The 21328-nt window shown below is 59.9% G+C and carries 17 protein-coding genes; 8 read left to right on the top strand and 9 right to left on the bottom strand.

The features are described from left to right. Nucleotides 1-69: 69 nt before the first annotated feature. On the top strand, nucleotides 70-1143 hold the full coding sequence (locus tag DES53_RS18325) for a hypothetical protein (protein ID WP_170157208.1): 1074 nt from the start codon (nucleotides 70-72) through the stop codon (nucleotides 1141-1143). A 100-nt stretch (nucleotides 1144-1243) separates the two neighbouring features. On the opposite strand, the gene DES53_RS18320 is transcribed toward DES53_RS18325, so the two are convergent. From DES53_RS18320 to DES53_RS18305, 4 genes are all read right to left on the bottom strand, one after another. Next, complete coding sequence (locus DES53_RS18320; protein ID WP_113959737.1) at nucleotides 1244-2761, bottom strand: hypothetical protein; 1518 nt, start codon at nucleotides 2759-2761, stop codon at nucleotides 1244-1246. Between the two features lie 95 nt (nucleotides 2762-2856). Then, nucleotides 2857-3531: a dioxygenase family protein gene (locus DES53_RS18315; protein WP_113959736.1), complete on the bottom strand. Its 675-nt coding sequence runs from the start codon at nucleotides 3529-3531 to the stop codon at nucleotides 2857-2859. A 408-nt stretch (nucleotides 3532-3939) separates the two neighbouring features. Beyond that, nucleotides 3940-5037 carry a hypothetical protein gene (locus tag DES53_RS18310; RefSeq protein WP_113959735.1) on the bottom strand — a complete coding sequence of 366 codons (1098 nt, stop codon included), beginning with the start codon at nucleotides 5035-5037 and terminating at the stop codon, nucleotides 3940-3942. 180 nt (nucleotides 5038-5217) lie between these two features. Continuing rightward, a complete protein-coding gene (locus tag DES53_RS18305) occupies nucleotides 5218-6249 on the bottom strand; it encodes a DUF2167 domain-containing protein (RefSeq protein ID WP_147263467.1) in 1032 nt (343 codons plus the stop codon). 129 nt (nucleotides 6250-6378) lie between these two features. On the opposite strand from DES53_RS18305, the gene DES53_RS18300 reads away from it, so the two are divergent. The 3 genes from DES53_RS18300 (at nucleotide 6379) to DES53_RS18290 (ending at nucleotide 12417) form a co-directional block, all read left to right on the top strand. Then, on the top strand, nucleotides 6379-7095 hold the full coding sequence (locus tag DES53_RS18300) for a hypothetical protein (RefSeq protein ID WP_113959733.1): 717 nt from the start codon (nucleotides 6379-6381) through the stop codon (nucleotides 7093-7095). An 83-nt stretch (nucleotides 7096-7178) separates the two neighbouring features. Continuing rightward, nucleotides 7179-9932: a valine--tRNA ligase gene (locus DES53_RS18295; protein ID WP_113959732.1), complete on the top strand. Its 2754-nt coding sequence runs from the start codon at nucleotides 7179-7181 to the stop codon at nucleotides 9930-9932. A gap of 478 nt (nucleotides 9933-10410) precedes the next feature. Further along, entirely contained in the window at nucleotides 10411-12417 is a 2007-nt protein-coding gene (locus tag DES53_RS18290) for a prenyltransferase/squalene oxidase repeat-containing protein (RefSeq protein ID WP_170157207.1), read from the top strand. Between the two features lie 366 nt (nucleotides 12418-12783). Here the strand turns inward: DES53_RS18290 and DES53_RS18285 are convergent, their stop codons facing one another. The 5 genes from DES53_RS18285 to DES53_RS18265 all read right to left on the bottom strand — a co-directional run bounded on the left by DES53_RS18285 (nucleotide 12784) and on the right by DES53_RS18265 (nucleotide 18466). After that, entirely contained in the window at nucleotides 12784-12996 is a 213-nt protein-coding gene (locus DES53_RS18285) for a hypothetical protein (RefSeq protein ID WP_113959730.1), read from the bottom strand. 147 nt (nucleotides 12997-13143) lie between these two features. Then, entirely contained in the window at nucleotides 13144-13764 is a 621-nt protein-coding gene (locus tag DES53_RS18280) for a redox-sensing transcriptional repressor Rex (RefSeq protein ID WP_113959729.1), read from the bottom strand. Nucleotides 13765-13896: 132 nt separating this feature from the next. Further along, a complete protein-coding gene (locus DES53_RS18275) occupies nucleotides 13897-15174 on the bottom strand; it encodes a DUF1552 domain-containing protein (RefSeq protein WP_113959728.1) in 1278 nt (425 codons plus the stop codon). Between the two features lie 39 nt (nucleotides 15175-15213). Beyond that, nucleotides 15214-17664, bottom strand: a complete 2451-nt coding sequence (locus DES53_RS18270) for a DUF1592 domain-containing protein (protein ID WP_113959727.1) — start codon at nucleotides 17662-17664, stop codon at nucleotides 15214-15216. Nucleotides 17665-17707: 43 nt separating this feature from the next. Then, nucleotides 17708-18466 carry a GDSL-type esterase/lipase family protein gene (locus DES53_RS18265; RefSeq protein ID WP_170157206.1) on the bottom strand — a complete coding sequence of 253 codons (759 nt, stop codon included), beginning with the start codon at nucleotides 18464-18466 and terminating at the stop codon, nucleotides 17708-17710. A gap of 29 nt (nucleotides 18467-18495) precedes the next feature. On the opposite strand from DES53_RS18265, the gene DES53_RS18260 reads away from it, so the two are divergent. The 4 genes from DES53_RS18260 to DES53_RS18245 all read left to right on the top strand — a co-directional run bounded on the left by DES53_RS18260 (nucleotide 18496) and on the right by DES53_RS18245 (nucleotide 21311). Further along, the gene (locus DES53_RS18260; protein WP_113959725.1) at nucleotides 18496-18969 is read left to right on the top strand and encodes an EVE domain-containing protein; all 474 of its coding nucleotides are present in this window, start codon (nucleotides 18496-18498) and stop codon (nucleotides 18967-18969) included. Nucleotides 18970-18991: 22 nt separating this feature from the next. Further along, nucleotides 18992-19666 carry a LamG domain-containing protein gene (locus tag DES53_RS18255; RefSeq protein WP_113959724.1) on the top strand — a complete coding sequence of 225 codons (675 nt, stop codon included), beginning with the start codon at nucleotides 18992-18994 and terminating at the stop codon, nucleotides 19664-19666. A 110-nt stretch (nucleotides 19667-19776) separates the two neighbouring features. Continuing rightward, the gene (locus DES53_RS18250) at nucleotides 19777-20643 is read left to right on the top strand and encodes an RDD family protein (RefSeq protein WP_113959723.1); all 867 of its coding nucleotides are present in this window, start codon (nucleotides 19777-19779) and stop codon (nucleotides 20641-20643) included. 29 nt (nucleotides 20644-20672) lie between these two features. Continuing rightward, the gene (locus DES53_RS18245) at nucleotides 20673-21311 is read left to right on the top strand and encodes a hypothetical protein (RefSeq protein ID WP_147263466.1); all 639 of its coding nucleotides are present in this window, start codon (nucleotides 20673-20675) and stop codon (nucleotides 21309-21311) included. Nucleotides 21312-21328 lie beyond the last annotated feature (17 nt).

Below are 21328 nucleotides of genomic sequence, written 5' to 3'. Positions count from 1 at the left end.
TCTTGCGGGTTGTTGTAGGATGGGGTGGTACCTTTACAGGCGTGCCGAGGTCTTTCGCAAGTCAATTCCATGAAAACAAGCACAAGCAGAAGGTTTTCCACGATGGGTCAGAGGTCGCTGTGCCTGGCAGGTGCAATAGGATTGCTCTCCCTGCCATCCTGCTTCCAGGGAGACGAGGAGCTCCAGCGGCAACTCATTGAAATGCGCGCAACGCTCGATGCCAAAGACAAGGCCGTGGAAAAAGTCCAGGCAGAACTCGCCGAACTCCAAAGCAAGGCGCAGCGCAGTGGCAGCACAACGTCCGGAGCCGGCAGCGAAGAGCTTGCCAGGGCCAAGCAAACAATCGACGAGCTCAAGCGTCAGCTTGATACGGCGAAGGCACAGGCAAGCAGCGTGTCCGCCTCTGCCGGAGGCACGCCGCTGAAGATCGACATGGATGCCATGGCAGACAAACTCGAAGAGGATCTCACCCGCAAGGCAAAGCAATTGCGCGAGCTGGTGCAGGGTCAGATCTCCGCAGGTCGCATTGATGAGATCTCCCTCAAATCAATCGAGTACCCTCCGCAACTGGTCACGCCCTTCAGCTCGGCAATCACTTTCAATGTCGTTACAGACAACGGCACCCGCCTTCGTCTGCAATTCCCGGTGAGCGCGGATCTCGGTGGGGCCTGGAAGCTTCCTTCGGCCGCCGATGTGCAGACTGCCTACAAGGCCGCGAAAGACAATCCGCAGGGACTTGCTGGAAACACAACTCCCACCCAACCGCAATCATCCACGGGTGGCACGGCTCCGCCGCCGAACGTGGGGGGAGGCGTGCCGCCCCAGCAACCCACCGCTGGTCATGGCGGCGGCATGAGGCAGGTCGATGCCAATACCTTCGCCTTTGATTGGGGTGATGGTGCTGGTGCCGCTCCACGCCAGCCGCAACCGCAAGCCCAGGCACCGCGCCAGCCCCAGGCGCCACAGTCCTCAGGCGGACCGGCAGTGATTTCCAATTTCAATCCAGGTAGCCCCGGCGGTTCCAGCGCGCCTGTTGCACCGGCTCCCGCGCCATCAGCACCCAGTGCTCCTGCAGCCGCACCTTCTGTTCCTGCACCGGTGATGCCGGTCGTGGGTGATCGCGTGATCCGCTTCGACGACTGATTGAGGAAGTCGGGTCGCCCGACCGGACAGCGTATGGCGGGTTTTCCAACCCGCCATTTTCTGTTTTCTTGGGTCTGACTTCGTGATTGAGAAGTTCGGCTCAATCATTTTGCGCCAGTCCCGGGCCTGATGCCCACACCCAGTCAAGGTCACGAGTGCTGCCAGAACCTTGCCCTCCATCATCGATTCCGTTAGGACCTATGGAATAGATGAGATAGCCTCCGCTTTTCGTCTTCAGATACCGCATGGGTCCTCCGTGCATGGGGTCCACTGGGACTTTTTTCACAAATTCAGGTGCCAGTGTTTCCAGCGAATCTGGCAGGCGCTCATACCTTAGCCGATATCGCTCCACAGCACACCAAAGCACCGCAGCATTTGAACTGGCTTGTACCTGTGCGGCTCGTTCAAACATTCTTGGCGTAACGATCTCCGCCAGGGCAAACATGCTATCATAGGAAAGCCACCGGGAATTCTCTTCCAACTGTAGGCTGCGATTGCGAATGGCTTCAAGGCTTCCGGTTTGGATATACTGGAAATCATGCGAAACCGATTGTTTCCACAATGTTCGCGATTCCCGGTGGCGGGCTGCCAACTCTCCCAACCTCCACCCCGAAGGGCGGCTCAGGATCAGCGTTGCCTGCAATTTCTGCAGTCGTTCGGATTGACCAGACAGCATGCTGCCGAAGTCGCCATCGAGAAGGGACGCCAGTTCATTGACGTTGATGTTGAGAAGCGTGTCGGTGGAGAGGACCTGATCTTTCTTGAGTGCCTGCAATAGTCCTTGGAGTGCTTGCACCGATGCATGCTCTTGAATCATCGCGAGTTCAGCATCGCTCAGGGTCACCGCGCCAGCCGTGCGTTGCATGGTATTCAGAGTAGTGTTCCAAAAAGTATTGGCCACCAGAGTCGACAACATGGACATCTGAGTATTCGAGAGGTGTCGGGACAATGAGAATGCCGTGGTCAGATCCCGGACATACTGGGATGTGTCGTCGCATGCCGCGTGGGCAGTAAGTCGCGCCTTCAGCAGGGGGGCGAGTTTGATGACGCTGCTGTTGTGGGGGCTCTTCATTCGGGCTCCCTCTTGATATTCCAATGGCCACCTGCAATACGGACGCCGCACTGCTACGCTGAGCTCATCCCACAAAGAATCATATTGCCTGAGCCTTAGTTGGAGTTCCTTGTTTGGACTGAGAGACAATGGAGGTTCCAATGTAGTGGGCTTCGACCTGGAAGATTCCTTTTCGAGTCCCTTCAAAAATTCCAGCCACTCACGGACATATCTGTCTTCTCCGCGTACTAACCACCCTGTAGGTGTGCTTATCAGCTCATCGTCAGAGGACCGGCGATAGACGGAGGCCAGAGAATTCTTTGCCAGACGCGCGGATGATTCGTCCTGGAAAAGCTCCCGGAAAATCTCCGCCATGGCTACATTTTCAGCGTCCGGCACCGAAGCGGGGATGACATCTTCCAGCCTAACGGGGTCGCCAGCAGCCCTGACTTGGGCGCAGTAATCTTCCCACATGCGCAGGCCTCGCACATGCACGAGCAGCATCAGCATGCCAAGGCTCGCGAACAGCAATGCGATCGCCAGCAGGAGCTTTCTTCGCCATTTCATGCGCGACGCTACCGACCAACGCTCGTGGCGTCACGCAAAAATGCTTTCACTACTTCCGCGCCGAATGACCCTTCGGTCCAGAGAACGCGAGACCTCTACTCCGCCGGCGTCAGTCCTACCACGATATCGCACTTGGCTTCCAGCTCACCGGCCTTGCCGCCGGACTTGGATGTGAAGGGTACGGTCACCGAATCACGCACGGCGCCTTCTGGAAGTCTCTTCCAGATGCCGTCTCGTTCGTTCTGCGCATAGCCTTTGACGTATATCTGAGTGGTGAGCAGTTCCTTGTCGCGCAGTTTCACCTTCATGTGGATGTGTGGCGTGCGACCGGGATAGGGCACGGGCTTGATGGTGCGGAAGAGATAGCCGCCTTTGCTGTCCGTCTCAAACCTGCCAAAGCCCTGGAAATTCCGATCTCGTTTTTCCACATTGCCTCCACTGCGACTGTGCAGATACACGCCGCTCGCATCGCATTGCCAGATTTCCACCACGGCGTTCTTTAGCGGGTTACCCTTTGGATCCAGCACGCGACCGCTGAGATAGGTGATCTCACCCACGGCGGGAGTGGTGCTGTCCTTCAGGATGATGAGATCATTGTCCTGATCCAGGGGCAGCTTGTCCGGGTAGAAGGGCCCCTCGGTGGCCCGAGGTGTCAGTGTCAGCGCTTCGGCAAATACACCCGGCGTCCAAAGCCCTGCGGCACTGAGGGACAGCGCGCGCAAAAAGTGGCGGCGCGAGGCAGAAGAGGCGTACAGGGAGGAGAGTTTCATGAGCCTGGGGCGGGTGGGTTCTATCACTTCATGAAACCGCATCCAGAGGTTGTGGTTGCATGATGTTCCATCCAGAAGCATACCGCTTCGAGTGGAGACAAGGCGATACGAATCTCCGCCACGTAGCCTTCACCAAGGATCGGGGCACTTGTTCCATAGGAGCTGACTAGAGCTTCCAAACAAAACACATCTCCACGCTGAACCCTTCCGCGCCTCGAAATTTGCTCCCGGAGGGAGCGCGGAACGGTAGCCGGTCGGTGAAGGGAGCCTCAGCGACCGCAACCACCGGATCACCCACAAGAAAATCATGGCGTCCCGGAGGGCACGCCGGAAAGGGGCACCGTGGTGATGGGACCTCCATCGAGCTTGCCCCATTTTCGCATGCTCACGCAGAAAGTCGACCCCGCGCTACTCCTCCCGCCGCAGCGGCAGCAGCGTCACACCAGCGCAGTCACTGCATTCCTTGGAAGCTTCATGGTACTGTGTGAGGCAACGCGGGCACCACTGGGTACAACCTTCCTGTGCCGCCGGAGGTGACTCCAAAACCGCAGGCGTGATTTCCTCATGCGCAGAGAGGAACGCACGCAACGCCTCCACCTCGGGTCCATTCCACGGGCGCGTGGAGAAGTTCCCAATCGGCCACCGTGCCTCACGCCAGCAGCGCTTGGCGTGCTGCAAAAGTTCCGCGCTTGACTTGCCCTCCCACTCCAAAAGAGCCGCCAGCGGATGCGCTTCCGGTGAAAGCTGCGCACACGCCCAGGAGTTCGCGCGGATAGAGACACCTGGCAGCATCATTGTGCCCATCACATGGACGAAGGCATCCTTTCTCAGGGCCTGATTCCGGCGCACCATGCGAAACAGGAGAAACGCTTGGATGAACATGTGCAGGAACAACAACCCCACCACAATCAGCGTGATGATGTGGTCGCCATAGCGCCAGTACGTGAGTGGCACCACGAGGAAGGTCCACATGAGGATGGTGCCGCCCTGGATGCTCAGGTGCTTGGTGAGTTTGTGATTCGCGGCTGCCGCTTCCGTCAGCGCAGCACTGTCCAACAACGCACCAGCCCGCTCCAGAAAGGACGCCTCTCTTTCTGATTGAGTCTGGCTCGTCCAGGCATGCACCAGCTTGGCCCAGGCCATGGCACTGGTGGCATGGATGCAGCGTACCCGATGCCCAGGCGCGAGCCGCAGCACGGCACCCTCCGCACCCACCTTCACCTGTTCCCAGGGAATGTGCACCCCGGAACCGCCTTCATCTTCCCAGTAGCAGAGCCCATGCTCATGGGGGACGCACGGCCAGCCCGCGGCCACCACATGGGTGCCCATCCCACGAACTTCGGCAATGCCACCACCCTTTCTCCCAAAGAGGGACCACGGCCGGCGAGGACTCCACGTTCCCGTGAATCCCCGTTGGAACAGCCAGCCACGCGACGGCAGCCACCACAGGCTTTCATAGACCAGGAAGGCGAGCAGGAGGACGATGACGAGTTGCCCGTCCGTCATTTTCGTGATTCGCCTTCAGGTTTGGGGTGGTTCATGCCAGCGCACAAAGATGCTCAAGAGGTTAGGCTTTTAGCCCGACAGTGGGCGTTAGGCCTCCGGCCTGACGGCAGTGAAGTCCTTACGCAGTTAAACGCCAAAGATAAACCAGACCCGCGTCAGGCTATCAACTCCCGTCTGCGCCTACTGATTGAACTGAGATTGGTCACGACGGCCAAAGAGCTTGCCAACGAATTTCCCAATGACAGCCACCACCACCGCAATACCGGCGAAGACAGCCTTGCCGCCCTTCGCGAGAACCGCAAAGAACTTGGCAAAGAGGCCCATCTTCGCAGCAGCAAAGGCCCCGCCACCTACTACCAACCCGCCAATGGTGTAAGAGGCGAGTTTGTCACCTTGTCTGTATTCTGCGTAGGTCTCGCCTTGCACAAAGCGATATCCCGTGAGCAGTTTCTGATAATCAGGTAGGGACGCTTCAAGCTTGTCCGGGTCCACCATGAGGGTCGCCTCCATGACACCTTTTCGGCCCAGCAAACGTGTATTGTAGTTCACATATTCACCCGGGGAGCCTTCCGTGGTAAATCGAGTGGCCCATTCCAGGTTGTTGGTCTTCTCATTGTACTTGGGAGGCACCGCAAACCCGACAGTATGCTGGGCAGGCAGTCCTGCCTCTTTGAGCCTCTCGTTCATCGCAGGTTCATTCTCATGAATCGCTTTGAGCATCTTGTCTGCATTGAGTTCGTCTTTGTCATCATCCTTCACGTAGCCGTCATTCTTGAACTCGAAGAGTACCGACCAGCCTTTCCCATCACTTATGATTAGGCCATCTTCAGTGCCATTCACGAGGTTTCCAGAGCGCTTCATGAGCTCTTGGGCACCTTTTGAGGGGAAAAACACGTAACCTTCCGGAATTTCGATCTCAGCATGGTGGCCGATTTTTCCGGTTCCTTCAGTCTGCGCGCCTAACTTCTTGAAGTCATCGTTTACTTCAGATGCCCCAGTCTCGACTTTGACGCTGTCATCGGAGGGAGATGGCGTCTGCGCCTGGACAAAAGGAACCGCTGCAGCAAGGCCCAGCGCCAGAAAGGTCGCGTGAAGATACGTTTTCATAACAAATCGAATAAGGAAAAACGGAGCGGACAGGGTCGGGCGCACATCATGATCCGGAATTTGTGTTTGGCGAATGAAGAAATGGGAAGCTTTGCCAAGGGCCACGCCCGGTGTTGCAGAGTGCCTGGCGACCTCGGAATTGCGGGCCCGGCTCGCTGCTGCCTGTCCTGTGTTTGAAGATACTTTCAATTGAGGCCCCCTTCGTGAGGGCAGAAATTTTTATACTGCTTTTTCATGACCCCCTTTGCACGAGGCAACGAACGAACCCCCTGGTCACGGCGTGACGAGTCGGGGACGGCGTTCGTCTGGCCTTCGATAGCCTGCCTGATTGCGCTCACCGCGATTGGTTCCCAGTGGTGGGAAAACCATCAGCTGCGCAAGCAACTCGAGGCCAACTCGGTTGCCCATGCGACGGCGTTGGAAAAGCAGGCCACAGTCATCCAGTCGATTCAGAATCAGCGCCATGAGGAGAGACGCCTCATTGAACAAAACTGCCGCGCGCAGGTGCGCTGGATGGAGGAGATGCGGGAGGCCTTTGCGAACTTGCATGAGTCCCGGGAAAATGCCGAAGAGCTGGCACAGCAACTCAACGATGAACGCCGGTACAAGCAGTGGAATGCGCAATCCATCGTTTCCGTGTTCAACTCCGCCGCCTCCGCCGGAGTGGACTGGCGGGGCAAGTCCCGGGACAGGCTGGTGGAAGAAGTGCTGGCGGGCATGACGCCTGCCGTGGGCCCTTTCGCGGGCAAGACCTTCCGGGTGCCCAATTTCTCCCTCGAGGAGGCGTTCCTTTGCTCGCCCTTCATTGCTCTGGACCGCGACAAGGGGCTGATCTACGACCAGAATGGTGCCCAGCCACCTCCGAGTGATGACTCGCCGCTCACGCCGATCGCCGCCCGGAAGCCCGAGGGAAAGAAGCGGCCGTCCGGCCCTCCGGGACGCCCAGAGTAAGCACCTAAGAGCAGGCTGCCCAACGCACGGAGGACCTTCCGCCATTTGCAAACAGGGCCACACGATGCATGCTGTGCGCCCCTATGGCAGAAATCAGCAAGACGTATACGCCGAGCGAAGTGGAACAGCGTTGGTACCAGCGCTGGCTCGATGACAAGTGTTTTGAAGCGGACCCGGCGCGGGTCAGCGACAAGCGCCCGGCGTACTCCATCGTCATCCCCCCGCCGAACGTGACGGGCATCCTGACGCTGGGTCACGTGCTGAACAACACCATCCAGGACATCTTGGCACGCCGCGCCCGCATGCTGGGCAAGGAAGTGCTCTGGCTGCCCGGCACTGACCATGCCGGCATCGCCACGCAGAACGTGGTGGAGCGCGAGCTGCGCAAGGCTGGCGCCATGAAGCATCGCGATGACCTCGGTCGCGAGGCGCTGGTGAACAAGATCTGGGAATGGAAGGACAAGTACGGCGGCATCATCCTGCAGCAGCTCCGTGCGCTGGGTGCCTCCTGCGACTGGTCGCGCACGCGCTTCACCATGGATGAGCACTACTCGAAGTGCATCTCCAAGGTGTTCGTGGATCTCTACAAGAAGGGATTCATCTACCGCGGCAAGCGCATGGTGAACTGGTGCCCTGCTGCCCTCACCGCGCTGAGCGATGAAGAGGTGGAGATGAAGGAGCAGAAGGGCTTCCTGTACTACTTCAAGGTGGAGGTGGTGGAAGAACCCGGCACGTGGCTGACCATCGCCACGACGCGCCCAGAGACCATTCCCGGCGATACCGCTGTGGCCGTGAACCCGAAGGATGAGCGCTATGCCCATCTCATCGGCAAACACATCCGCCGCCCGCTGCCTGTGGAGAATCAGGCCCCGCTTCCCATCGTGGGAGATGAGCACGTGGACTTCGAATTCGGTACCGGCGTGCTGAAGGTGACGCCCGCGCATGACAAGGCGGACTATGAAATCGGCCTGCGCCACAAGCTGCCGATCATCGACATCATGCAGCCCAATGGCGTGATGAATGAACTCGCGGGCAAGGACCTGGCCGGCGTGGAGCGATTCGAAGCGCGCAAGAAGGCTGTGGCCATTCTGACCGAAATCGCCGCCATGGTGAAGGAGGAGCCGCACACGAACAACGTGGGCTACTCTGAGCGCGGTGGCGTGCCCATCGAGCCCCGCCTGAGCGAGCAGTGGTTCCTCAAGTATCCGAGTCAGAAGGAATCACGCGACGTGGTGGCCAGTGGCGAGATGAAGTTCTTCCCCGATCGCTGGGCGAAGGTGTACGACCACTGGATGGGCAACCTCCAGGACTGGTGCATTTCGCGCCAGGTGTGGTGGGGACATCAGGTGCCCGTGTGGTACCACAAGAGCATCCATCCCGAGATCCTCAGCAAGCCGACTTCTGAGTGGGCTTCCTATGGTGACAAGATCCACGTGGGCGTGGAGCCGCCTGCCGATCCGGAAAATTGGGTGCAGGATAATGATGTGTTCGATACGTGGTTCAGCTCATGGCTGTGGCCCTTTGCCACCATGGGGTGGAACATGGATGGTGAGCAGGATGACAAGAATGCCACGTTGAAAGCATTCTATCCCACCACCGACTTGGTGACGGGACCGGACATCATCTTCTTCTGGGTGGCCCGCATGATTATGGCCGGCTTTGAGTGGATGGGTGAGCTGCCGTTCAAGAACGTGTACTTCACCGGCATCATCCGTGACAAGCAGGGCCGCAAGCTCTCGAAGTCGCTGGGCAACTCGCCGGATCCGCTCGACCTCATCGCCAGCTATGGCGCGGACGCCTTGCGCTTTGGCACCATGAAGAGCGCGCCGCTCGGTGCTGACATTGTCTATGACGAGAAGAACGTGGAACTGGGCCGCAACTTCTGCACGAAGCTGTGGAACGCCGTGCGCTTCCGCCAGATGCAGCAGCCGCAGGATGGGGCTTCCGCCACGGAGCAGGAGATCAATCCCGAGTACCTCAGCAATGATGACAAGTGGATCCTACTGCGTCTCAATGCGGCCATCCGTGAAGTGAGCGCTGCGCTGGAGGAGTATCGTTTCAGCGATGCCACCGCTGCGCTGTACCGCTTCTTCTGGAGCGAGTATTGCGACTGGTATGTGGAGGCTAGCAAGGCGATCCTGCAGGGCGAAGATGCGCTGCGCAAGGCGAACACGCTTGCGGTGATCGACTTCGTGCTCGGCAACACGCTGCGTCTGTTCCATCCCTTCCTGCCCTTCATCACGGAGGAGCTGTGGCACGGCATGGGCTTCAACGAAGACATGCCGGAGAACCAGGGCGGCAAGAGCATCATGTTCGCCCCCTGGCCGAAGCCGCTGGATGAGGATGAGCTCGCGCACTTCGGCATCCTGCCGGAGGACGAGCAGGCCGCCGCGAACAAGTACGAGACCGTGAACCTCGGTCGCAACCTGCGCAGCACCTACAACATCGCGAGTAACAAGCGCGTGCGCTTTGTGCTCAAGCCGAACACCACGCTTACTGAGGCGGACATCGAAGTCCTGCGCATCCTCTTGAATGCGGAGCCGCTCCACGCGGAGTCCAACTACACGGCACCGAAAGGCACACCCACCGCGCTCACGCCACTGGGTGAACTCTTCCTGCCGCTGGAAGGCCTCATCGATGTGGATGCCGAGCGCCAGCGCGTGACCAAGGAGCTCACCAAGGCCCAGGCCGAACTGGAGAAGGTGCGCGCCAAGCTCGCGGATGAAAACTTCGCCAAGAAGGTGCCTGCCAAGGTGCTGGACGAGCACAAGCAACGCGAAGCGGATTGGGCGGCGCAGTTGGAGAAGCTGAAGGGGATGCTGGAGGCACTGGGGTGAGCTATGGAGGTGGCATTCATGGAAGTCGAGCGCAGCGTCACGCTTGAGAGAGCGTGAGCTACGACTCGTCCTCCGCGACTGAGGTCACTTGTGTGCGAAGCACCTTGGATTGCGCGCAGCCTGCTGCCGCTTTCCTGAAGTGCAGCCCTGCTGCACACCCCACCGCGACGAAGTCGCCAAGTTTCTTAGGACACATGACTCCAGGAGCGAGTGTCACCATCGCCACAGCAGGCTGTGGACTCTGGAAAGCGGCAGCAGGCTGCGCGCAGTCCAAGGTGGCTTCGCCACACAAGTTTCCCTATGGACGGCGTGGTGATGTCATTGGAATACGATGCTGCGAAGTGCGATGACACGGAAGCGCTTCCCTGCCTGGTGGATGAGCGCGTCCGTCAAACACGATTCACTCTTCGCATCACAGCTTCGAATGCTGGGTGATTTCTGAGTGGCGCGGGGCTGTTTCTTCCCTACTACTTCCGCGTTGTCTGCTGCCCCCACATCGTCATCGAAGGTTTCCCTATTTGAATTGGATGCTGCCATCGCCAGCACCCGCTCGTATTTGCTCTCGTTGCGCAATGCGCAGGGACATTGGGAGGGGTATCTCTCCAGCAGTGCGCTTTCCACGGCCACGGCGATTGTGGCGCTTCGTCAGGTGGATGCTGCCAAGCACGAGTTAGTCATCGCACGTGGCGCGGCCTGGCTGGTGAAGAACCAGAATGAAGACGGCGGCTGGGGAGACACGACCCTCAGCAAGAGCAATCTCTCCACCACGCTGCTGTGCTGGAGCGCGCTGAGGATGTTCGATGGTCAGAGCGATATTGCGAACGAGGGCGTGGCCATCGATCGCGCGAACCACTGGATCGCCTCGCAAGTGGGTTCACTGGATCCGGAGGACATCACAGAGGCGGTGGTGGCGAGGTATGGGAAGGATAAGACCTTCTCGGTGCCCATCCTGATGCTATGCGCGATTTGCGGGACGCTGGGCGAAGATCATGAGGCATGGAGCAAGGTGCTGCCATTGCCGTTTGAGCTGGCAGCCTTGCCTCGTTCGTGGTTTGGCGCGGTGGGCCTGCCGGTGGTGAGTTATGCGCTACCGGCACTGATTGCGATTGGGCATGCGCGCTTTGTGCATGCGCCGCCGGGGAAGTGGAATCCGTTGCGGCTCATCCGCGGCGCGTTGTGGGGGCGCATCTACCCGATGCTGAAGACGCTTCAGCCGAGTTCGGGTGGGTATTTGGAAGCGACGCCGCTCACGAGCTTCGTGACGATGGCCCTTGCGAGTTCGGGGGACAAGGATCATCCCTGTGTGCCTGCGGCGGTGGAGTTTCTTTTGAAGTCGGAGCGCGAGGATGGGAGCTGGCCGATTGATACGAATCTCGCCACTTGGGGCACGACGCTGGCGACGAAGGCGTTGCTGGGTGGAGATTCGGAGGGTGAAGCTGAACAAGAAACGGAACGAGCTACGCTGAGGAAGGAGCTGCGGCCGGTGCGGGAGTGGCTGCTGAAGCAGCAGTATCGCGAGGTGCATCCGTTTACAAATGCTGCCCCTGGCGGTTGGGCTTGGACGGACCTGCCCGGAGGTGTGCCGGATGCGGATGACACCAGCGGCGCGGTCGTGGCGCTGGCGTATCTGTGCGAGACGGACGAGGAACGGCGTGAAGCATTGCCCGCTGCGGAAGCCGGTATCACGTGGTTGCTGGATCTACAGAATCGTGATGGAGGCATGCCCACCTTCTGCCGTGGCTGGGGCACGCTGCCGTTTGATCGCAGCACACCGGAAATCATGGCGCATGCGCTGCGTGGCTGGGCGGCCTGGGAGCCGTATGTGAATGAAGCGCTGCGGGAGAGGATGCGGGGGGCGAAGACGCGCGCGCTGGCCTATCTGTCCAAGATGCGGTGGCGTGTCTGGAAAAGCGGCACGGGATATGTCTCACCCTATGGTGATCAAGTCATGCTCAAAACCAAGCAGCGGCTCCGACTGGGGTCGCTACACTGGTGGCAGCCGCTGTGGTTCGGCAATGAGCACACGCCTGTGGAGAATAATCCCGTCTTTGGCACCGCTTTGGTGCTGATGGGGCTGCTGCATGCGGATCTCACGCTTGAGGGTGGGAGTGTGTGGGGGGTGCCATCGATTTCATTGCAGATGCATCTGCGCTGGCTGGTGGAACAGCAGGGCGATGACGGTGGATGGGGTGGAGACAAAGGTGTGGTGCCCAGCGTGGAGGAGACATCAGTGGTCGTGCACGTGCTGAGCCTGACTCTGCAACGCATGGGAGCCACGTGGGAACATGAAGTAAGGGCAAACGCGCTGGGTGCAGTTGAGCGCGGCGTGACGTGGCTGCTGAAGAAGACACGCAACGGCGCGGAGTTTCCTTCAGCACCGATCGGGTTGTACTTCGCCCGGCTTTGGTATCATGAGATGATATACCCTGTGGTGTGGTCACTGGGAGCGCTCAGGGCAGCGCGTGAGGTTTTGTCGAGGGTCTAGGGAGAAGCTCCCTTAGAACGGATCTCATAAGTCATCGACGACTTTGCCGAACTCGTGGTGAAGAGGCATGGGGCAAGGAGCGGGAACGCCTCGTTCCCGAACCCCAGACGTTTCAAACACTCCGCTCGATGCATGCGACGCCATTTGATATGCCGGGTGTGGCGTAGCGAGTTACATGGAGCACTGTGGCGTTACATGCCACATGCGCTTATGAAGGTCACCCCAGTCGTGCGGGAACGAGGCGTTCCCGGTCCTTGGGTCGGTGCGGAACGTCTTCGGTGGAGTGTGTGCCAGGGCGCTGCTTCTGCTGCGGGTGCCGTCAGGCCGGAGGCCTAACGTCCACTGTCAGGCGGGACGCCTAACCTCCTAGAGGATGGTGCTGTCGTCCTGACGCTCCAGCTTGCCGACCTTCTTTTTGATGATCTCGATCTGTACGGTCATCTCGTGCAGGGCCTTGATGCAGTCACCCATGGTTTCCGCGTCATTCAGGCCGGGGAGGGCGGGATGGATCTTCATGAACTGGAGCGCGATGTTCTTGGCGGCTTCGCGGATCTGGGCAATGGCGGCGGGGCGGTCCATGGAAAGGTGGGGAATCAGTCGGGCGTGAATGGTAACAGAGTATTCAGTAGGTCAGTATTCAGTAATCAGAAACTGACAACGCCACTCAATTTGGGAACCGGGAACTACTGATTACTGTTTACTGAACACTGCTTACTTTCAGGCCGCTCACCGGATGAAATAACTAAGGTTCTCCAGCTCCACCGCGAGGTCCACATTGTTCACCACCACGTTCCGCGGCACTTCGAGCACCACGGGGGAGAAGTTCAGCACGGCTTGGATGCCGGCTTCGACCATGGCGTTGACGACTTCCTGCGCGTGTGTGCCGGGCACGGTGAGGATGGCCATCTTGATTTGATGCTCGCGGATGAAACTCGTCAGGCCGGAGGCGTCGAGAAGCTGGGTTTTGAGCCCTTTCACACGACGGGGATCCGGTTTGGAATCGAAGGCGGCCACGATTTCGAAGCCCTCCTTTTGGAAGCCGCCGTAGCGCAAGAGAGCGGCGCCAAGGTTTCCCACCCCCACGAGGATGACCGGCTGCAGTCGGGAGCGGCCCAGAACTTCGCCGATGGCTGCGCTCAAACCGCCCACATTGTACCCCAAGCCGCGGGTGCCGAATTGTCCCAAATGCGTGAGATCCTTGCGGAGCTGGGTGGATTTCACACCGGCAGCCTTCGCCAGCGCCTCAGAGGAGACGGTCTCGATGTGATTGTCCTTCAAGCGGTTAAGGCAGCGCTGATAGATGGAAAATCGGTAGACGGTTTTGCGAGGGATTTCGGGCTTGGGCACTTGTGATTTTTCACAAGGATACGAGGGAAGTCAAATCGCGGTTGCCCCTACGTCGGGCAACGCGATGGCGGAAACGCCCGGGATTGACGGCCGCTGTGCTCAGATTTGATCCTGCTTTGCCAGCAAGTTTTATCAGGCAAAACCAGCCAGGCTGGAGGCACTGCTGGTGCCGAAGGTGTCGGTCTCCATGCCCAGCTTTTGCAGCATCGGGACGAAGAGGTTGCACAGCGGGGTGTTGTTCTTCGTGTCCATGGCGATGTGCTGGCCATGCTTGAATCCGCCGCCGGCGAGCAGGGTGGGCAGGTTGTGCCAGTCGTGGGAGTTGGCGTTGCCCAGGTTGCTTCCGAAGAGGACCATGGTGTTGTCCATCAGTGAGGACGAGCCTTCCTTCTTTGCCTTGAGCGCAGTGAAGAGGCCATTGAGCGCGCCCATTTCCGCACGCTCCACGAGGCGGAGCTGCTCGATCTTCTGCGGGTCCTGACCGTGGTGGGAGAGGTTATGGTGGTCCATGCTCACTCCGGGAATCTCCGGCACATCACCGCGGCCTTGAATCAGGATCGTGATGAGGCGGGTGCTGTCCGTCTGCAGCGCCAGAGGAACGAGTTGGAACATCAGGTTGATGCGGCCAATGAGATCCTTCTCGTTCTCGATGTCTTTCAGGGGCTGCACGTCCACCTTGGGTTTGGGCTTGTGCACCCAGTCGCCCGCTTTCACAAGGCGCTGCTCCATCTCGCGCACGGAGGTGTAGTACTCGTCCAGCTTCTCACGATCGGCGTTGCCCACGCGTTTTTCGAAGCGCTTCGCCTGCTCACGCACGGCGTCCATGATGCTACGGCCTTCCTTGAGCTTGCGCATCTGGTTGTGCACCTCATTGGGTGAGCCATCGAGGAAGAGGGAGGCAAAGACTTTGGAAGGGCGTGCTTCCGCTGGAATCATCACGCCGCTGCGGGTGTAGCTCTGGCTGTTGTTGCCGCCCGTGTTCAGCACGAGCGAGGGGAAGCGCGTCTCGAAGCCAATCTTCTCCGCGACGTACTGGTCGATGGAGATGGTGTTGCGGAAGCCACCGAGGCCGGGGTGGCGCGCGCTCGTGAGCCAGGTCATCTCGGAGGCGTGACCGTCGCGTCCGCTCTGCTCCGGGTGGGAGAGACCGGAGAAGACCGTGAAGTCATCCCGGTGCTCCTTCAGGATGTCGAGATACGGGGTCAGCGCATAGTCGCGACCAGCAGCCGTGGGGAAGAAATCCGGACCGTAGACACCCAATGCGGAACACACCGTGACCAGGCGCTTCGGCGGAGGCGCGTCCGCAGCGAGCATGGACCGCGACCACATGGCATCCAGAAAAGGCAACGCGAGCGAGATGCCGGAACCGCGAAGGAAAGCGCGGCGGGAGAGCTGGGTAGGCGCGGTCATGAGGCAGGTCAGAGGAACGGAAAAGAGATTCTCTAGAGACTACTTGTTCTGAAACGTGCTACTCAGCACCACTTCTGTCACGAGGGTGCGCAGACCGCCGCCCTGTTGATTCGTTTTCTGCACGATGTCTGCAACGGCAGATCGATCCGCGAAGGTGATGCCCGCACCGGTGGCGTAGGTGAGGAGTTTCTCGGCAATGCAGCGTTGGAGGTCTGCTGGCTTGTCCAGGATGAGTTTCTTGAAGTCGCGGATGCCGGTAAAGGCGCGTCCGTCGGGAAGTTGCCCGGTGGTGTCCACAGGGAGGGCCAGCTTGTACTGCCACACGCCGCGGTTCTCGATCTTCGTGGCGGGACGCTCGCCTTTGTCCTTGCTGCGGTAGCGATCACGCACGCCGCCGATGACATCAAAGGACTCCAGGGCAAAGCCCGCCGGGTCGATCTTGTTGTGGCACCCCATGCAGGACTCCGCGTGGCGGTGTTTGTCCAGCAGCTCACGGATGGTGGTCGCGCCACGCGTGTCCGGTTCCACGCTGCCTACGCCGGGCGGAGGTGGTGCGGGAGGATCGCCGAGGAGACGCTTCATGACCCATGCGCCGCGTAGCACGGGGGAGGTCACGGTGCCGTTCGCGGTGATTTTCAGGATGCTTGCCTGGGTGAGCACCCCGCCGCGAACGCTGTCCGCGGGAAGGCTCACGCGCTGGAATTGCTCACCACGCACGCCATCGATGCCATAGTGCTCGGCGATGCGCGAGTTCAGCATGGCGAAGTCCGACTGGATGAAACTCGTCACTGGGAGGTTTTTGACCAGCACTTCGCGGAAGAAGGACTCCGTCTCGGTGACCATGGCGCGCTTCAGCATTTCGTCGAACTCGGGATACAGATTCGCGTCTGGCGAAGTGGCGTCGATGCTGCGCAGATCGAGCCATTGGCCGGTGAAGTTCGTCACGAAGTCATTGGAACGTTTGTCTTTCAGCATGCGCTCCACCTGGGCGCGCAGGGTGGCAGGCTGGGAGAGTTGCTTTGCGGCGGCGAGCTTGAGCAGCTCGTCATCGGGCATCGTGCTCCACAGGAAGTAGGAGAGCCGCGCAGCCAGTGCGTAGTCGTCCAGTTTGCCAGGCGCTTCGCTGAAAAGGATGAACGGTGTGGAGGTCAGCACCCCACGAATCCCAAGCTGGGCGGCGTAGGAGAAGCTTTCACCCTTGGTGAGGGACTCCTGGGCCATCTTCACGAAGTCATCCACCTCGCCTGCTTCCAGCGGGCGGCGATAGGCACGCGCGGCGAAGGACTCGATGACCTTCTTCACCTCGGCCTGCGGGTCCGCCGGCTTCACCTCATAGGTCTCCGGCTTCTTCTGCTTCGAGTTGTCGACCGTCTTCACGTTCTCCGCACCGAAAAGCTTCACCACCGAGGCAGGTGGCCACACTTGGGATTCCAGTGGGCCTTCCACTTCCACCCACTGCACATTGAGTCCGCGCCCCTTGAAATCCTTCGTGGTGTCGTAGTCGTTCAGGCGCTTGCCGTCTTCATCGTAGCCGACTTTGGAAGGCGTGAAGAGCAGGTGCTCACCGTTGTCGATGCGCGCGGTGAATTCCGCGATACGGGGCTTGTCCTCAGGGAAGTCAAACTGCGCCACCAGCCGCTTCGTGCGGAAGTTGTTTGCGTAAAGGCGAAGGTTGATGTCCTTGCCCGCGCTCTGGTAAGCTTGGGCGGAAACCTTGATGCGGAACGTGCCGCCACGGCGCACGCGGAACTGCCCCAGACCCAGCATGTAGTCCGCATCCGTGAACATGGCCACGCCATCTGGCAGCAGACGGAACACCTGGCGCGAGCGGCTGTACTTCTTCTTCGGATCCGTGGGCGGTTCGTCCGGCAGTTCCAGGTTCTTCTTGATGCTGCCCTCGTCCTTGTAGCTGTAGTGTCCTTTGATGAGCTCGGGACGCTCCTTGGGTGACATTGCCGCTTCCAGGGCTTCATCGGCAGCTTCGAGGTACTTCTCCAGTTGGAGTTGCGAAATGCGCAGGCCTTCTGCCACCGTGTCGAAGCCATGGGCAGGCGTGTCTTCCGGCAACAGGTTTGCCAGCGGAATGTCGATGCCCAGCAAGTCCTGTACCGTGCGCTCGTACTCGTTGCGATTGAGGCGGCGCAGCACCGTGCGGCCGTTCGTGGTCTGTTGTTGAGCGCTCAGGTCACGCAGAGGCTTTGATACGGAAGCGAGAAACTCGGTCAGCGCCTTCGCCTCAGGGCGCTCGCTCTTCTTCGGAGGCATTTCATCTTTGCGCACCTTGTCGAAAATCTTCACCCACAGGTCGAAGTTCTCCCGCGCTTCGGGATTCCAGGAAATCGCGGTGAGATCGAGCCCACCTTTCTTCACATCGGCGTCATGACATTCCGTGCAGTTCTGGCCAAAGAAGGCATCCACCGCCGGTTTGGGCGGGGCGGCATGGAGCAGGCAGGGAAGGCTCAGGGTGGTGAGGCAGAGGGCGCGGAGCATCGTCGGGCGTATACGGAACCTCAAATGCCGGACGAACGCAATCCTATCGTGCAGGTGCCGCGGCAGCCGTCGCTCCCAGCATTTCATTCACCGCTGGTGAAAGCAGGGCGGCCAGCCGGGCATAGCCACTCGCGCTGAAGTGGGTGCCATCCAGCGTGCAATCTGCCCGCCAGCGGTCTGCTTCATCCACCATCGCCTCATACACAGGGAGTACCCGCACATCATCGGGCCAATTGGCCCCGGTCAGGAGCTTGTTTGTTTCCTGGATGCGCTGGCGCAGAGCGCTCTTGGGTTCCGTCCCGCTGGGAGGGATCGTGAGGAGCAGGGTCTTCGCCTGCGGCATCTTGGTTTGAATCATTGCCACCCCTTTCTGGATGCCACGGAACACCTCCTCGGGTTTGTCCGGAGGGTCCATGCCCAGGTTGTTCGTGCCCATCATCAGCACCACCAGGTCCGGCTTCGCCCGGCGGAACTCGAGACGGCGGATGCGCTCCAGGATGTGTTCCGTGCGGTCAGCGGTGAGACCGAGGTTGGCAGCCTTGAGTGGAGCGAAATGCAGATCCCAGTCGGCCTTTCCCGTGTGCTCCCAGAGTTCCGTCAGGGAATCGCCAATGAAACAGACCCGGCAGGGCTGGTTGGTCAGGGTGCCTTGTTGCGTGCCGACGCGGCGCAGCCAGCCAGGTTCCAGGATGGCTTGTGGACGATCCGCGGCGCGGTTGGGCAGCGCTGTGGGTGCCTGACTGTGAGCGTGAGACGCCACCAGACACGCGAGAAGCAAGATCGTGAAATTCGCTTGGCGCATCCACAGCATCCCGCGATGATGACCACACCATGCGCTACTGGCTACTCAAAACCGAACCGGACGTTTTCTCTTTTGACGATTTGAAGAAGCGCGCCAAAAAAACTGAGCCTTGGAATGGGGTGCGGAACTATCAGGTGCGCAACATGATGCGGGATGACATGAAGGTGGGCGACTTGGGGTTCATCTATCATTCCAGTTGTGAAGTGCCGGGCGTCGCCGGTGTGGTGCGTATCTCCAGCGAGGCGCGCCCCGACCCGACCCAGTTCGATCCCGAGAGCGAGTACTATGACAAGGGCAGCAAGAAGGAAGACCCGCGCTGGCTGCTCATCGACGTGACTTGGGAGGCTGACTTCAAGGATTTCGTAACGCTTACCGCCCTGCGCGATGAGCCCCGGCTCGCAGACCTCATCACCCTGCGTCGTGGCAACCGGCTTTCCGTCACGCCCGTCGAGAAGAAACACTTCGACATCATCTGCAAGATGGGCGGCGCCAAGCTGAAGTAACCTTGTCCCATCGCATCCTGCCATGAAAAGACGCATCGTCCGGGCTTTCACCTGTGCGGTGCTTTTGCTGGCGGGCCTGTCTTCGTGCGGTCCCAAGGAACCTGGTACCACCCCTGAGGCGCCCCTGCAGTGGGAGCTTTTTGGCAAGGAGCTGGGCGGACATTGGAAAGAAGCGGAGATGCTTCATTCCGGTGGAGTGCAGCAGGAAACGGACGGTCACACGCTGAAAGCCGGCTCACCAATGACCGGTATCGTCTTTCCCACCTGGGAGAAGGATGGGCTGCCGCTCACGAGTTACCGCCTCACTTATGAAGCCATGCGCGTCTCCGGGAAGGATTTCTTCGGCAGCGTGACCTTTCCTGTCGGAGCTGTGGAGAATTGTGTGACCTTCGTGCTGGGAGGGTGGGGTGGCTCGCAGGTGGGCATCTCTTCCATTGATGGCATGGACGCGACCATGAATGCCACCGGCAGTGTGCAACGGTTTGAGGATGGCAAATGGTACCGCATTCGTATCGAGGTGACTCCGGAGACGCTCTCCGTCTGGCTGGATGACCGCTCCCTGGCGAAGGCGGATATTTCCCGCGCGCAGCTCAGCCTGCGCTCGGGGGAGATCGACCGCTGTGTGCCTTTTGGATTCGCCACCTACGGTACGGAGGGGAGAATCCGCAATTGTGTGGTGGAGCGCCTCGGGAAGTGAAAAATGGTGCTCCGTGAAGGCGGAGCTATTGGGAAGAAGCGGTTGGTGATTGACCTCGGCGCGACTCTCCGCAACCATGCGGCGCTCTGGAATAGGGAATTGCGACGATCATGAACTGGTTTTACGCGGAGAACGGTCAGCAAAGGGGTCCCGTATCGGACTCAGACTTGGCAGCGCTGGCTGAAAACGGTTCCCTGAAGGGGGACACCCTGCTTTGGCGGGAGGGCCTGCCGGACTGGCAGCCCGTGAACCGTGTGCGTCCCGATCTTATTGCCGCCGCAGGCACACCGCTCCTCGGTGGGGTGGCCGTGCCGGAGCAAAACAAGGACCTGCTCGTGCAGCAGATGCGTGAGGGGGTGATCGGTGAACTCACCGCTCCCGGTTCCCTCCGCTATGTAGGTTTCTGGTGGCGTCTGCTGTCGTGGATTATCGACTACATCATCATGCTCGTGGCCCAGCAGGTGATTCAGATGGTGGCGTTCGTGTTGATAGCCGCGATGGGAGCGGCCATGGGTGGGGGGAATGGCAGTGAGATTTTCACCGCCGTGGCCATGCTGGGGGTGATGGCCTTCGCCCTGGCGTTGAATGCCTGGTACCACACCTGGATGGTGAGCCGCTTTGGCGGCACACTGGGGAAAATGGCGCTTGGCTTCAAGGTGGTGACCATGGACGGGCGTTCCCTTTCCTGGCCCCGTTCGCTGGCCCGCTGGGCAGTCAGCGGTGTGTTGAATCACATCATCTGGCTGATCATCATGGTAGTGCCCATGCTGCTCATTCTGTTTATAGGCCTAGGTGGTTTCCAGGGGCTGAATAATATGGAACAGAGCCCTGCCTTTGTGTTCTGGGTGATTGGCATGGTGGTGGCGTTTTTTGTCGGGCTCATCGGCGGCGGTTTCCCATGGTGGATGGCTGGCCTGGACAAAGAAAAGCGTGCCTTGCATGACCGCATCTGTGCCACCCGGGTGGTTTGGAAATAGAAGAGGGACGCATGAATGTGATGACGAACATGATCCGGTGCACGGCTTGCGGTTACCAGATTCCCGCGGCGGTCTTTGCGTCGTCTCGTGAGGGTGCATGCCCGCTCTGTCGCAGGCCGGTACAGGCCGTGCTGCTGCCGGCAATGAGCCAGGCACCGAAGGCGGCCAGTCCGCCGATGCTGCCGGAGGAGCCGCCGGCGCCGGGAGAGGCGACCTGCTTCTACAGTCCGAACCGTCGCGCCACCCACACCTGTTCCCACTGCGGAGTCTATGTTTCCGATGCGTGGTCCGCCCAATGGGGGACTGACTATGTGTGCCTGAAGTGTCTGGACGACCTGCGAGGGCACCGGAAGGATGCCCGCTTCGAAGTGCGCCGGGTGCTGTGGGACAACATCGCGCTCGGCACGGCGCTGCTGCCGTTTTTGATTTGCGTCCCGCTTCTCTTGCTTGGTCCTGCCGCGGTGATTTTCATCGCCTTCCCTGTCATGGCAAGCGTCATCACCGCCCCGCTGGCACTGGCATTCTCCATCTATGCGTGGAAAAAACCCCGTAGCATGGTGCCCCGCGGCGCCGCGCGCACGGTGTGGGCTCTGGTGCTCAGCCTGCTCCAGTGTGGCGCCTGGGGTGCTTTTATTTTTGCAGCCTTGTCCCAGACCTTTTTGCGCTAGTCCAGTGAGACCGACCT

The organism is Roseimicrobium gellanilyticum (assembly GCF_003315205.1).
In the GTDB taxonomy this organism is placed as follows: Bacteria; Verrucomicrobiota; Verrucomicrobiia; order Verrucomicrobiales; family Verrucomicrobiaceae; genus Roseimicrobium; species Roseimicrobium gellanilyticum.
This window is presented reverse-complemented; position numbering and strand designations above follow the sequence as displayed.

Excerpts from the sequence above, each read along its gene's own strand:
- DES53_RS18295 (WP_113959732.1), top strand. The coding sequence starts at position 7,179 with ATGGCAGAAATCAGCAAGACGTATACGCCGAGCGAAGTGGAACAGCGT.
- DES53_RS18250 (WP_113959723.1), top strand. The coding sequence starts at position 19,777 with ATGAACTGGTTTTACGCGGAGAACGGTCAGCAAAGGGGTCCCGTATCG.
- DES53_RS18245 (WP_147263466.1), top strand. The coding sequence starts at position 20,673 with ATGATCCGGTGCACGGCTTGCGGTTACCAGATTCCCGCGGCGGTCTTT.
- DES53_RS18260 (WP_113959725.1), top strand. The coding sequence starts at position 18,496 with ATGCGCTACTGGCTACTCAAAACCGAACCGGACGTTTTCTCTTTTGAC.
- DES53_RS18255 (WP_113959724.1), top strand. The coding sequence starts at position 18,992 with ATGAAAAGACGCATCGTCCGGGCTTTCACCTGTGCGGTGCTTTTGCTG.
- DES53_RS18275 (WP_113959728.1), bottom strand. The coding sequence starts at position 15,174 with ATGACCGCGCCTACCCAGCTCTCCCGCCGCGCTTTCCTTCGCGGTTCC.
- DES53_RS18325 (WP_170157208.1), top strand. The coding sequence starts at position 70 with ATGAAAACAAGCACAAGCAGAAGGTTTTCCACGATGGGTCAGAGGTCG.
- DES53_RS18320 (WP_113959737.1), bottom strand. The coding sequence starts at position 2,761 with ATGAAATGGCGAAGAAAGCTCCTGCTGGCGATCGCATTGCTGTTCGCG.
- DES53_RS18270 (WP_113959727.1), bottom strand. The coding sequence starts at position 17,664 with ATGCTCCGCGCCCTCTGCCTCACCACCCTGAGCCTTCCCTGCCTGCTC.
- DES53_RS18265 (WP_170157206.1), bottom strand. The coding sequence starts at position 18,466 with ATGCGCCAAGCGAATTTCACGATCTTGCTTCTCGCGTGTCTGGTGGCG.
- DES53_RS18300 (WP_113959733.1), top strand. The coding sequence starts at position 6,379 with ATGACCCCCTTTGCACGAGGCAACGAACGAACCCCCTGGTCACGGCGT.
- DES53_RS18285 (WP_113959730.1), bottom strand. The coding sequence starts at position 12,996 with ATGGACCGCCCCGCCGCCATTGCCCAGATCCGCGAAGCCGCCAAGAAC.
- DES53_RS18315 (WP_113959736.1), bottom strand. The coding sequence starts at position 3,531 with ATGAAACTCTCCTCCCTGTACGCCTCTTCTGCCTCGCGCCGCCACTTT.
- DES53_RS18310 (WP_113959735.1), bottom strand. The coding sequence starts at position 5,037 with ATGACGGACGGGCAACTCGTCATCGTCCTCCTGCTCGCCTTCCTGGTC.